The sequence below is a fragment of the Prosthecobacter algae genome (assembly GCF_039542385.1).
GTDB lineage: Bacteria > Verrucomicrobiota > Verrucomicrobiia > Verrucomicrobiales > Verrucomicrobiaceae > Prosthecobacter > Prosthecobacter algae.
On the sequence record NZ_BAABIA010000005.1, the window covers coordinates 358,473 to 371,854 of the forward strand.

General features: G+C 60.7%; 5 protein-coding genes. All 5 read right to left on the minus strand.

Features of this window, described 5'->3' with window-relative positions; all coding sequences use genetic code 11:
• Positions 1-136 precede the first annotated feature (136 nt).
• Genes ABEB25_RS13830 through ABEB25_RS13850 form a run of 5 tightly spaced genes read right to left on the minus strand, consistent with a single transcriptional unit; the run spans position 137 to position 13,382 of the window.
• On the minus strand, positions 137-7,447 hold the full coding sequence (locus ABEB25_RS13830; RefSeq protein ID WP_345737004.1) for a PAS domain S-box protein: 7,311 nt from the start codon (positions 7,445-7,447) through the stop codon (positions 137-139).
• Positions 7,444-8,502 (minus strand): sensor histidine kinase, encoded by a 1,059-nt coding sequence (locus tag ABEB25_RS13835; RefSeq protein WP_345737005.1) that lies wholly within the window; start codon positions 8,500-8,502, stop codon positions 7,444-7,446. The genes ABEB25_RS13830 and ABEB25_RS13835 overlap by 4 nt, the downstream gene beginning before the upstream one ends.
• 58 nt (positions 8,503-8,560) lie before the next feature.
• Positions 8,561-10,609, minus strand: a complete 2,049-nt coding sequence (locus tag ABEB25_RS13840) for a hybrid sensor histidine kinase/response regulator (RefSeq protein ID WP_345737006.1) — start codon at positions 10,607-10,609, stop codon at positions 8,561-8,563.
• 29 nt (positions 10,610-10,638) lie between these two features.
• Positions 10,639-11,139 (minus strand): response regulator, encoded by a 501-nt coding sequence (locus ABEB25_RS13845; RefSeq protein ID WP_345737007.1) that lies wholly within the window; start codon positions 11,137-11,139, stop codon positions 10,639-10,641.
• Positions 11,136-13,382 (minus strand): ATP-binding protein, encoded by a 2,247-nt coding sequence (locus ABEB25_RS13850; protein WP_345737008.1) that lies wholly within the window; start codon positions 13,380-13,382, stop codon positions 11,136-11,138. Before ABEB25_RS13850 ends, ABEB25_RS13845 begins: the two co-directional genes overlap by 4 nt.

Sequence of the window (13,382 nt, forward strand, 5' to 3'; positions counted from 1 at the left end):
TTCCCGCCCCTCATCTTCCTTTGCGCAAACTGTGCCACGCATGCGCAGGCAACCCCGTGCCTAGGGCCAGGGAGTCGTATCCGCCAAACGGTGATTCATCTGCACGATGCCACCTTTGCCAAATGCACAGCCATGGCTAACGCCCAGGCAAAACTGCCAGAGCTGCCTCCAGGGCCTCGATCCGCACTGGTTTGATGAGGTGAGTCACAAAACCGGCATTCCGGCTACGCACCAAATCCTGCTCCATGCCAAAGCCGCTGACGGCAATGCCCTTCAGAGGCAGTTGGGTCGCGAGCTCTTCCATCAGTTCGTATCCCGTACCATCCGGCAGGCCGAGATCGGAAATCAAAAGGTCAAAGGACTGGTCTGCCGCCAGCACCCGGGCCTCAGCCAGGGAGCCCGCCGTGCTCACCTCATGACGGCGACGGCGCAGGAGGGAGGAAAGGGCGATGCGCGTAGGCTCATGGTCCTCCACCAACAGGATGCGCAGAGGAGACAGAGAGGCGGCGGGCGCAGCAGACACATCCTGAGCGGGCAGTGACGGCAGCGTGAGGGGGCCTCCATCGGTGACACGGGGTAGCTTCACGACAAAGGTAGCCCCCTGGCCACGCCCAGCGCTGGTGGCGGAAATCTGGCCCTGATGCAGATCCACCAACATGCGGGTGATGGCCAGCCCCAGCCCGAGACCGCCAAAGTGCTGGGAGCCACCTTTGGCCGCATGATCTCCCTGAGAGAAGGCATCAAATATCCGGTGGATCTCATCCTCCGTCATCCCGATGCCCGTATCGCTCACCTCCACACAGACGGAGCGCCCTTCATCCTCCAACCGCGTGACGATGCGGATGCTTCCCTGAGCAGCCGTGAACTTGACTGCATTGTTCAACAAATTCCACAGCACTTGCTGCAGGCGCACGGCATCCGCTAGCACAGGCAGTGGCGTGGGCACCAGATCCAGATCCATCCGCACCTGCTTGCCATCCGCCTCGCCGCGAATGGTGGCCAGGGCATCGCGGATGATGTCGTTTAAATCCATCGGATGCAGGTCCAGCGCCAGCTTACCCCGTGTGATGCGGGTAATGTCCAGCAGGTCATCAATGAGCCGGGCTTCCAGATCCACATTTTTGCGGATGGTTTCAAAATCCGCGCGGGCGCTTTCCGGGATGTCCCGGCTCTTGCTGCCCTCACTGGCCAAAAGCAGCACCGGACTGAGCGGGGTGCGCAGCTCATGGGAGAGACGCGCCAGGAAATCATCCTTGGCACGCACCGCCTCCAAGGCACGGTCGCGGGCCTGTTCCAAATCATGCTCCGCCTGCTTGCGCATGGTGATGTCCGTCAGCACGGAGACGATGCCCACCACGTCCCCGTCTGCGCTTCTCTCCGGCACGAAGATCACGTGGCCCCAGCGCGGGCCCAGCGCCTCGTAAGGGATCGCCATTTCGAATTCCACACGCTCGCCCCGGAAGGCACGCTCGATCATCGGCAAAGCACTGCGGTAGGCGTTGTCGCTGACGACGTCACGGGCATGTTTGCCGATCACTTCCTGCGGCTCAAAGCCATACCGTTCCGCATAGGGCCGGTTGACAAACTTGTAGCGATGCTGCTGGTCAAACTGGGCCAGCAAAACGGGCGCGTGATCTGTCACCAGCCGCAGTTGCTCCTCACTGGCGCGCAGGGCATTTTCGGCCTCGCGGCTGTCCGTAATGTCCTGAGTGATGATGAGTCCCGCGATGACATCCCCCAACCCGTTGCGAATACCGACGACGCTGTTGCGCACCCAAACATAGGTGCCATCCGGCAGGATATCCCGCTTCTCGATGATGAAGGAGGCCCCGCCTTTGATCATGGCCTCAAAAACTGCCATGTTCTGGGTCCGGTCTTCGGGATGGGTAATGGCATGGACATTCATGCCCAGCAGCTCATCACGGGTGCGGGCGACGATCTCGCAGTAAGCATCATTGACCATCGTGATGCCGCCTTCGAGATTGGTCTGCACAATGCCGGAGCCCGCCTGGGCAAAAATGGCGGACAGCCGGGCTTCACGTTCGCGTAGGATGGTGTCCGTCAGCTTGATGTCTTCGATGTCCGTGTTGGACCCGTACCATTTGATGATTTTTCCGGCCTCATCCATCACTGGCATCGCCCGGGTCTTGAACCAGCGGTACTGCCCGTCTGCACGGCGGATGCGCACCTCCACATCGACGATGCTGCGGGTGTGGGCGGCCTCGTTCCAGGCTTTTTCCAGCACCTGCCGGTCCTCGGGGTGGACGGCCTCTGTCCAGCCATGGCCGCGCTGCTCTTCCTCCCGCCTGCCAGTGTAGGTACACCATTGCGGACTCACAAAATCCCAGCTCCCGTCCGCTACGCTAGTCCAGACCAAGTGGGGCATCGCCTCGGCCATGTCTCGCCAGCGCCGCTCGCTGGCCCGCAGCGCGGTTTCCACCCGTTTCACCTGCTCCAGCTCACGGTGGAGGGAGGTGTACAGCTCGGCATTGTCAATCGCGATGGCAGCCTGCGCGGCCATGCCCATGAGGAGGCCTTCAGTCGCCTCAGTAAACATACCAGGTTCATCATGGCCGAAGAACATGCCGCCGATGACCTGCCCGGAGCTTGAGACGACAGGCACCGCGAGGTAGCTCCTCACCGGCAACTGACCCGCCGGCATGCCATGATAGAGCGCGTTTTTGCCATACCTTGGATCTGCCAATACGTCGTCCACCCTCACCACACCTTCACCACGGAAGGTTTGGGCAAAGAACTCCGCGTTACTTGCCATCGGGAACTTGGAGAAGGCCTCTCTGGGAATACCTGAAAGGGTATAAAGGGTGTAAGCCTCACCCTTCTCGTTAGTCACGTTGTAAAAGAACGCCCCAAACTGCGCCCCGCTGATTTCACGGCTGGCATCTGTGACGGTCTGCACGATTTTCTCCAGGTTCCTTTCGGCCACCAGCGAGCTGCTGACGTGGTTCAGCACGGCCAGGATCTGGGATTGCTGGCGCAGCGCCTCTTCCGTCTTCTTGAAGGTCGAAATGTCGAGGTTGATCCCCGCCCACTGCACGATCTCCCCCTTCGGATTGCGAATGGGAATGCCACGCGAAAGCACCGGATGCCACTGACCGTCCACGCCTTTGTACCGCAACTCTTTTTCCCAGATGCCTCCCTGACGGCAAATCTCCTGCCACTCTGCCAGGGTGGACTCCGCATCATCAGGATGCAGCACCGCACTCCAGCCATCATTGGCGCACTGTTCTTGGGTGATGCCAACCAGTTTGAGGAAGGATTCGCTGGTGTAAACGCTCCGGCCTTCGGCATCGCACACCCAGATGCCATAATTGATGGACTCGCCGATGCTGCGGTAGAGCTGCTCCCGCCGCACGAGCTCCAGCTCGTTCTTTCTCCGCTCCGTGATATCGCGGCCAATCTTGGAAGCCCCAATGATGCGCCCTTCGGCATCCTTGATGGGAGAGATGGTCAACGAGATATCCACCAAGCCGCCATCTTTGCGCTGCCGGACCGTCTCATAATGATGAATGTATTCGCCACGGCGGATGCGCTGCAGAATGGTCGGCTCCTCATCCTGCCGCTCTGCGGGAACGAGCAGGGTGATCGGTTGGCCGATCATCTCATCTGCCGAATAACCAAACATGCGCTGCGCTCCCAAGTTCCAACTCGTGATGATGCCATCCAGATTTTTGCTGATGATGGCATCGTCCGAAGAGGTGACGATAGAGGCCAGCCGCTGACGTGCCTCCGAAGACTTGAGCTGCTCCAGCACGAGGGCGGCGGAATGTGTGACGATGCGGATGAACTTCAGCTCATCCTCATCGAAATGCGTGCGCACCCGGCTAGCAAAGGAGAGGGTGCCCAAAAGTTCGCCCCCCGCGATCAGCGGATTGCAGGCATAAGTCTGGATGCCGAGGCCGCGCACTAGGTTCGCCTTGTCGTAATCGCTGTTCTGGATGTCATTCGCGACGATGCTCTGGCAAGTCTGGGCTACCGTGCCGCAGACCGCCTGGCCAAAGTTCAGTCGATGCATGGCCCGGGCCGTCTCTTCATCAATGCCCGCACAGGAATGCAGCTCCAGCGCATCACCCGCAGGCGTGACCATGAAGTTAAAATAAGTATCCGCGCGCAGGTGCGTGGTCACCTTGGCAAAGAGTTCCCGCACCACCGTTTCCGGATTCCGGGCGCCGAGAAGCTGGGCCAGTGTTTCCGAAAGGAGCTGCATTCGCTCGCCACGGATTTGCACGTCCAGCGCGGCTCGCGCCTGCTCCACCAGCGGCCTCACCCGGCTGACGACGTTGTCCAAGAGCCGCAACTCATCCTCGCGCCAGTTCCGTGGCCGGGCTGAACCGACCGCCAGGAGTGTGCGCACGGGGCCCGAATTGGAAAAAGGGGCCACGGCAAAGGATCGCAGGCCGAGGGGCTCAAAGCGCGAGGCAAACTCGCAGGTCAGCTCATGCTCCGCTACATCCCCCACAGCGACCACCTGGCAGGTGATCTTTTGCCACAAGTCTAGAGAGGCAAAATCCTCTGGATGAAAGCGTCCTGCCAGCCGGGGTGCCCCCTCATGAGTCCAATCCTCCATGACGGTGAGCCACTCGAAACTGTCTGCCACCTCCACAAACCAGCAACGGTCACACTCGAGATGCTGGCCGACTTTTTCAGACGCCACCCGCAGGAGGTCCCGGGGATCATTCAGCAGACTGAGCTGCTGGCTGAGGGCGCTGAGAAAGGTGGCGTGGCGGACATCACGCTGGCGGTCCTCCAGTTCCAGTTTCAGGGCGCTGGCCGTCGCGCGAGATTCCGTGACATCCTGAAAGATATTGATGGCACCGATGATGCGGCCCTGGTCATCCCACAGCGGGTCAATGCTGACGCTGGCCGTGAAGCGGGTGCCATCTGGGCGCTCCACCTCCGCCTCCATATTGCGGAAGCTTTTCCCATGGAGCACTGCCTCCGCCATTGGGCTTTGCTCCGGTGCGATGGCGGATCCATCCTCCAGCAGGATGCGATGAAAGCCGCAGAAACGCGTCTCAGGATCGTTGAGATTGGGCGTGCGTTTCCAAAGTTCCGCCGCACGGGGATTGAAAAAGGTGATCTGCCCTTTCTGATCGCAGGTGTAAACACCGGCGGGCAGCAGCGTGAGCATGTGCTGCAGGCGCTCTTCCGCTTGGCTGGCCTGGCGGGCCGACTCCTGGCGGGACTGCGCCAGGGACAGGTGCGTGCTGACGCGAGCCAGCAGTTCACGGCTGTCGAAAGGCTTGATCAGGTAATCATCGGCCCCGGCATCCAGCCCTTCCACACGCGCCTCCTCGCCGGCCCGCGCCGAAAGGAGGATCACGGGTATCATCCGAGTAGCCGGGTCCTGGCGCAGGGCTTGCAGAAGTCCAAACCCATCCAGCCCCGGCATCATGACATCCGATAGCACCAGATCGGGCCGCCAAGTTTGCACGGTGGCCAGCGCCGCCTGCCCATCGGCCACGGTCTGCACCTCAAACCGAGTGGCAAGCAGATGACTCACGTATTCCCGCATGTCGGCATTGTCATCTGCCAGCAGGATACGCTTCCGTGAACTGCCCAAAACAGACCCTGAGGCGGGTGCCGCAGGCAGGTCGGTCGGCAGCCAGCGTTCCGTCTCGGCCAGGAAAGCCCCGTCTGAGCGATGGGCATGAGGTTTGACACCAGGCCGGACTTGCTCAGGTGGCAGATGATCCCGGCCACGGGGGAGGCGCACGGTGAAGGTGCTACCCAGGCCCGGCTGGCTTTCCACGGTCACGGTGCCGCCGTGCAACTTCACCAGTTCCGCCACCAGGGCCAGGCCGATGCCGGTCCCCTCATGACTGCGGCCCTCCGTTCCCTGGACGCGGAAAAAGCGCTCGAACAGGCTGGACTGGGCGGACTGGGGGATGCCCGCCCCCGTATCTGCCACGGCCAGTTCGACCATTTCCGGCCCATCTCGCAGGCTGATGCGGATGCTGCCTTCCAGCGTGAACTTGAAGGCATTTGAAATCAGGTTCAGGACGATCTTTTCCCACAAATCCCGGTCCACAAACACTGGTTCGCGAAGTGGCGGGCACTCCACGCGAAAATCGAGCCCGGCTCTTTTCATCGCCGGGGCAAAGCTTTCCGCCAAGTCGGCCGTCACAGCCGCGAGATCCAGCGGTTCAAACGCCGCCTCCAGTCGGCCAGCCTCCAGGCGGGAGAAATCCAGCAGCGTGTTGACCAGCTTCAGTAGCCGCAGACCGTTGCGATGCGCCACCGAAAGGAGTTCCCGGCCATTGCCGGCTGCCGCCTCCCCTGCCTGGCCCAAAAGATCCTCCAGGGGCCCCAGCATGAGGGTGAGCGGGGTGCGAAACTCATGGCTGACGTTGCTGAAAAAGACCGTTTTGGCGCGGTCTATGGCCGCCAGTTCCTCCGCCCTGCGGATCTGGCGTTCATAAGCGCGGACATTGGAAAGTGCGGCTGAAATCTGGCCTGCCAGCAATTCCAAAAAACCCTGGTAGGGAGCATCAAAGGGACGATAAGGATTCAACCCCACCACAAGATGGCCGGCAGGCTGGTCCGTCCCTTGTTCCAGAATGGGGATGATAGCGGCCCGGGATGACGGCTTGTCCCAAGCACTGCCCGGCAGGTCCTCAAAACGTGTATGCAGATCCTCCAGGCACTGGATGCCGGGGCTGGTCGTGCGGCAGGCCAGCGGCCAGACATTGTCCTCACCCCCAAAACGAAGGCTGGCCGGGGCGGCCCGATGCCCGGGCGACACCCCATGGCAGCAGGATAGCTGGGTCTCCTCGCCACAGGGCTGGGCGAGGTAGATGAGGGCAAAGGGGAGATCCTTCGGCTCCTGCTGGATGCAATGCTGAAAGGCAGCACAGAGATCTCCTTCCGTGGTGACTCCCGTAAGACCGGTGGCCAGATCGCGCAGCAGGCTCAGCCGCCGCTCGCTGATGATCCTCTCCGTCTCCTCCGTGACCACGCACAGCATCCCCCCAACATTTTCATCATCCCCAGGGATGGGGCTGTAGGAAAAGGTGTGGTACGTTTCTTCCGAAAAACCGCTGCGCTCTAGGAACAGTTGCAGCCCTTCATCCCAGGTGGCCACTCCGCTGCGGACCACGGATTCCGCACGCGGTCCCACATCCTGCCAGATTTCCTTCCAGACGATGGTCGCAGGCTCCCCGAGCCAGTCTTTTTTCAACCCCAGAGTGGGGAGGTAGGCATCATTGCAGAAAAACCAAAAGTCCGGCCCCCAGCCCATCCACATGGCAAAACGGGAATTCAGCATCAGGCTGATGGTCGTCTTCAGGCTCTGCGGCCAGGAGTCCAGAGGCCCCAGAGGGTGCTGCGACCAGTCAAACTCACGCATGCGCCGCCCCATTTCGCCGCCTCCCTTCAACCAGGAGCCGGAAACAGGCGAAGCTGGAGCATGGGGAGGGTCCGTCTTCATGCAACGGGGCCTGGCACGGGAGAGCCCTTGGGCAGGGTGAAAAAGAATCGCAGCCCGCCACCTTGCACGACCTCGCAACCGCAACGCCCCCCCTGCAACTCCACCAACCGGCGTGCGATGGGCAGGTCCAGGCTCTTGGCGCTGTGGCCCTGGTGCAGCTTCTCAAAAGGCCACCACAGGGCCTGGCGCTGTTCTTCCTTCAGTTCAGGCCCCTGGTCCTGCACACTGAATTCGTAGCTGTCGGGCAGCTCCTTCCACTGCATTTCGACGGTTCCGCCCTGGGGGCTTCGCTGCACGGACTGTTGCAGCAGATTGGCCCAGACGACCTGAAGCCAAGCCGGCACACAGGCCACCAGTGGCCAAATCTTGGGCTCCTGCATGCGCACCCCCATCTTCATGGCAGCGCGCTCCACCGTCTGGCGTCCAGCCCAGGCTACTTGGCCCACATCCGCCATCTCCATGGGCTGGGGCTCCACCGTGGCACGGGCCACCTGACTGGTACGCTCGATCAGTTTCAGGACCAACTGGGTGGAATCGTAAAGAGGCGTGGTTAGGGCGGCATCTTCTTCCGAATGATCTGCGAGGATTTCCTTCAGCAGCTCTGCCGTGGTAAAAATGCCGCTCAGGGGAGTGCGCAGGTCATGGCTGATGCGCCGTGCAAAGGTCATCAAATCACCTCGCAGGCGGGCATTTTCCTGCAGCAGCTCATGCCTTTGTAGGGCCGCGTGGAAAACTTGGGCCATCAAGGGACCATGCCAGTCTTCCTGAGGAATGACAGTCAGGGCACTGCTGTGAAGGGTGGTGGAAAGGGCCACGACCGGCCCGTGGGCCAGCCCGTTTTCCTGGCCTGCTGTCAGCGCCAACTCCAGTTCCTCCATCGTCGGCTCAATGAGGACGCGCAGGCTACCTGCTGAGGTTGGCCTGTGCAGAAGGACCTCGTCCACACTTGCGACCTCCTCCACCAGCATGTGCGGATAAGCCCGCTCGATCCCTTCCCGTGCAGCCTGGCGGGCCACGGCATTTCGCTCGGAGAACAGGAAGTAGGCAGTCGGCATCGGGATCGGTAAACTTTGGTTCGGTTCTATTCGGCTGCGGGCTCCTTTTTGCGCTTCATCATCGTGCAGAAGGCGACAAAGCCACCTGAATGGCCGCCTCCAAAGTTTGCACCTGGATAGGCTTGGTCAAGTGGGCCACAAAACCCGCTTCGGTGCTGCGGTCGATATCACGGTCCATGCCATAGCCAGTCAGGGCGATGCCTTTCATGCTGTGGCGGCCTGCCAGCTCCTGCATGAGGTCATAGCCGTTGCCATCGGGCAGGCCGATGTCGGAGATCAGCAGATCAAAACTTTCGCCCTTGGAGATCTGGCGCGCCTCCTCCAGGCTAGCGGCTGTGATGACTGTATAATGCCGTCTTTTCAGCAGATGCGCCAGGGCCGTGCGGGTGGGTTCGTGATCCTCGACCAGGAGAATCCGAACGGAAGCTCCAGTTCTGACTTCTGCCGTTTCCCCCGGATCTGGGGTGTTCAAAGTGAGGCAAATGTCCGGCACGAGCGGTAGACGGATGACAAAAACGGCCCCCTCCCCAGGGCCTTCGCTGCAGGCCTGGATCTGGCCAAAGTGGCTCTGCACCAGCATCTGACTGATGGCGAGTCCAAGCCCCAAGCCGCCAAAACGATGAGAGCCGCCGTCCCCGGCGTGGTCTCCCTGGGCAAAGGCATCAAACACCCGCTCCAGTTCAGCGGGCGTCATGCCGATGCCCGTATCCACAATGCCTATTTCGATGACGTCATCCTCCAGGATCGTGCGTGTGGTCACGGTAATGCAGCCACCTTCGGGGGTGAATTTGACCGCGTTTTTCAACACGTTCCAAAACACCTGCTGCAAGCGCACGGCATCTCCCAGAACAGTGTGGCCCGTAGCCTTCAGTTGCTGGCGCAGGGAGAGATGCTTGGCATGGATCTCGACGGCCACATTGGTCATCGCATCCGTCAGCACGGCATGAATGTCCACCGGCAGCCGGTCGAGCGCCATCTTGCCGCGGCTGATCCGGGTGATGTTCAGCAGGTCGTCAATCAGACGAGCCTCCAGATCCACATTTTTACGGATGGTCTCAAAGACGGACCGCACATGCTCTGGCAGGGACTCATCATCCGCCGCGTCGCTGGAGAGCAGCAGGATGGGATTCAGGGGGGTGCGCAGTTCATGCGACAGCGCCGCCAGGAAATCATCTTTCGCCCGCGAGGCCGCCAGGGCTTCATCACGGGCGTGTTCCAGTTCCATTTCGGCCGTCTTGCGGGCCGTCGTATCAGACATCACCCCGATCAACCCATGCACCGTACCATCATGCCCGCGCTCAGGCACATAAACGACGCTCATCCAGCGCAGGCCCAGGGTTTGAAAGGGGATTTCGATTTCAAACTCCACCCGTTCTCCTAACAGCACGCGGTCCAGATAAGGGAGGATGATCTCAAAGGCCTGCTTTCCCATGATGTCCTGGATGTGGTGGCCCACCACCTCCTCTGGTTCACGGCCAAAGCGGCTGGCATAGTGTCGATTGACGAACTTGTAGCGGTAGTCGCGGTCACACAACACCAGCAGGACGGCGGCATGGTCGGTGACGACACGGAGCTGGTTCTCGCTCTGCCGTAGCCGGGTCTCAGCATGCAGGCGGTCGCTCATCTCCTTTTCCAGCCGCTGCACGTGGATCTGCAGTTCCGCGTTTTTTTGGGCCAGCTCATGCCGCTGGGTTTCCAATTCGCGCTGGATGGCGGCTTTTTCCGTCGCATTTTCCACGGCCCGCCGCAGTACGATCGCATTGGTGCCGCCTTTGGGCAGGAAATCATGGGCACCGCTGCGCAGGGCCTCGACGGCCAGTTCCACCTCATGATTGGAGGTGAGCATGACGATGCCAAAGGCGTTTTCACCATGGGTGCCGACAATCTTTTTCACCAAGCTCACGCCATCGCTATCGGGCAAATTGAAGTCCAGAAGCACACAGTCGGGCCGGTTCGACTGTAGATGCAGCAGGGCCTGGGCAGCCGTCGAAACTTCGCTGACGACATACGGGTTTTGCACGCCACGCGTCAGATACCGGCGGAAGATCACACAGTCGGTCAGCGAATCATCCACAATCAGGATATGGAGCGGCGTGGAGGCGAGCATGGCTACTGGGCGGGGGGGACGGGGCTTGGTCAGACTAAGGAGACGGCTTCGTCCGGCTTTTCCAGAACCGTGCCAGTACGGACGGGGGAAGGCAGGCGTACGGCCTCCACCCAATAGTCCACCAGCAGCTCGACAGCCCGCTTGAAGGCCGCGTAGTCCGTCTGTTTCACGTGGTAGGAATTGGCCCCGTGCTCATAGCACCACTCGATGTCATGCGGGCTGCTGGAGGTGGAAAAGATGACCACCGGCGTGCGCTTCATCCGGGGGTGTTGCCGCACGGCGCGCAGCACCTCTTTGCCGTTGAGGCCGGGCAGGTTTAGGTCCAGAACGATGAGAGCCGGCAGTTCTGGAAGCGGCTTTTGCGGCAACAGCGGGGCATTGAGGAGGGCAAGCACCTGCTCTGCACTGGCACAACGCTGCATCTTCACCGTGATCTCCGGGCGAGCACGCCTGACGATGCGCTCCAAGGCCGCATAATCTTCATCGCTGTCCTCAACGATGAGGAAAGATGGATGGGGGGATTCGCTCATGGCACGTTGGGGTCCTGTTCAAGGGTGAAATAGAAGGTGGTTCCACTGCCAGATTTGGATTCAAGCCAGATGCGGCCGCCGTGCCTTTCGATGATTTTTTGAACAATCGTCAGGCCTGCTCCGACACCACCACCATACTCCTCACGACCGTGGAGTCGTTTGAAGATTTGGAAAACGAGCTGCCGATGCTCCTCGGCGATGCCGATGCCATTGTCCCTGACGTAAAAAACTGGCGGGCTGTCCAATTCCCCCGCCTGCCAGCCGATCTCAATCTCGGACTGCGGCTTGTCATTGTACTTGATGGCATTGCTGATGAGGTTGGACATCACCTCGCTGAGGCGGTCCGCATCGCCATTCACTTCAGGCAGAGGCCGTGGCACGGTGATGCGCGCTCCGCTTTCCTGAATTCGGGCGATGAGCATGTCCTGAGCATCCTGGACGATGGTGTTCATATCCACCCGCCGACCGTGGATCTCTCCACGGGAGAGCCTGGAATAGTAAAGCAGGGAGTCCAGCAGGGTCTCCATGCGCTCTGTGAGCCGCATCATCGTGCGCAGGTAGCTGATGCCCTGCTCATCCAACTGGTCGGCAAAGTCCTCAAGAAGAAAATTGGAATAGTTGCTGATGCCACGCAAGGGTTCCTTCAAATCATGTGAGGCAACGTAGGCGAAGGAGTCGAGCTGGCGGTTGCGCTCATCCAGTTCGGAGTTCAGCCGCACCAACTGTTCGGCCCGACGCACCTCCGTTTCCAAGATTGTCTGCCGCAGGATGCGGGCGGCATCGGTTTCGCAGGCCAGCCAGGGCCTGGATTTCCCCCGCACCTCCTCCTCCCAGAGCTCAAAGGATTTTCGCGGGGTAAGGCGATCGCCATGCGGGCCGGTTTCCACAGCTTTGGTCGGATCGCCCGCCCAGTTCATGGTCTGCTTTTCCTCAGGCCTGAACCAGAGGAGGTAAGCCGGTGCCTGCCGGGAAAGACGCGCGGCCAGCACCCCGCTGGCCACTGAAGCCTGGCCTGCCCAGCCGGGAAAGTGCTTGGCTACATGGTCGGTGGACCAGACGGCCGGCTCCACCTTCTCCGCCAGCAGCAATGCTAGAGCATGGACGTCCTTTTCATCCGGCGTATCGCCCCGCAAGTACACCGTGTCATTGAGCAGCAGCGCAGCACCGCCCGCCTCAATCCCAGCGAAGGTGTGGCCGGGACTCTGGATCAGCACGGGATGAAATTCCGCCTGCATGGCCATCGCATCGGCGAGCACACGATGCTCCCGGTGCAGCCGCAGCTTGTACTCATGCTGCTCATCTCTTTCCTTGTTGCTGACCTGGAGCGAGAGCATGTGGGCCAGGAACTCGCAGGCCATGCGGGTGGTGTGGGAAACGTAACGCGGCGAGTAATGGTGGCAGGCGAACAGGCCCCACAGCTCATCCGCAATGACAATGGAAATGGACATGGAGGCCCCCACGCCCATGTTTTGCAAATACTCTGCGTGAATGGGGGACATGGAGCGGCTGACGCAGTAGCTCATGTCCAGCGGGGCACCTGTATCTGGCCGCAGGGCAGGGACCAAGCCCACGGGCTGATACCTGACATCGGGATTCAGCCGGAGCTGGGACTTCACAAATAGGGCCCGTGCCTGCTTGGGAATGTCTGAAGCGGGATAATGCAGCCCCAAGTAGGACCCCAGATCCTCACGCTTCGATTCGGCGATGACGTGACCGGAGGCATCGTCGGCAAAGCGGTACACCATGATGCGGTCAAACCCTGTGAACTGTCTCACATGCTCGGACGCCCGCTGGCAGAACTCCACCACGGAGCTGGTGCCCTGAAGCTGATTGAGCGTGTGCTTTAGCGAGACATAGACCTCTTCATGCACCATCGAGCCTTGGTCCGGCCACAGCTCCAGTTCCAAGATCAGCACGCCCTGGTACCTGTGCACCAGAGCTTCAAAAACGAGTCCGCTGGGGATGATTTTCAGGGGCGGCAGGTAATGCGGTGCTGCCTCTAGCTGCTTGCCCAAAACATGCTTCTGCAAGTAGGCCAGATCCGCCTCGGCGATAAGCGAGTGCAGGGATCCATTCAGGATCTCCTCCAAAGACAGACCAAAACGTTCTGGGACGTTGGCGCTTACCTGCAAGACCCGCAGCGAAGGCTCCTCCAGCACCAGAATGAGGGCATGGGGCTGGATCGAACCCGGGATGTGGATGGGCTCGCGGTCGCAGTTGGTCAGGTCAACTTGGTCGGACAT

Bases quoted from the DNA above. Each gene is read 5' to 3' on its own strand.
- ABEB25_RS13850 (WP_345737008.1), bottom strand. From the start codon at position 13,382: ATGTCCGACCAAGTTGACCTGACCAACTGCGACCGCGAGCCCATCCAC.
- ABEB25_RS13845 (WP_345737007.1), bottom strand. From the start codon at position 11,139: ATGAGCGAATCCCCCCATCCATCTTTCCTCATCGTTGAGGACAGCGAT.
- ABEB25_RS13830 (WP_345737004.1), bottom strand. From the start codon at position 7,447: ATGAAGACGGACCCTCCCCATGCTCCAGCTTCGCCTGTTTCCGGCTCC.
- ABEB25_RS13835 (WP_345737005.1), bottom strand. From the start codon at position 8,502: ATGCCGACTGCCTACTTCCTGTTCTCCGAGCGAAATGCCGTGGCCCGC.
- ABEB25_RS13840 (WP_345737006.1), bottom strand. From the start codon at position 10,609: ATGCTCGCCTCCACGCCGCTCCATATCCTGATTGTGGATGATTCGCTG.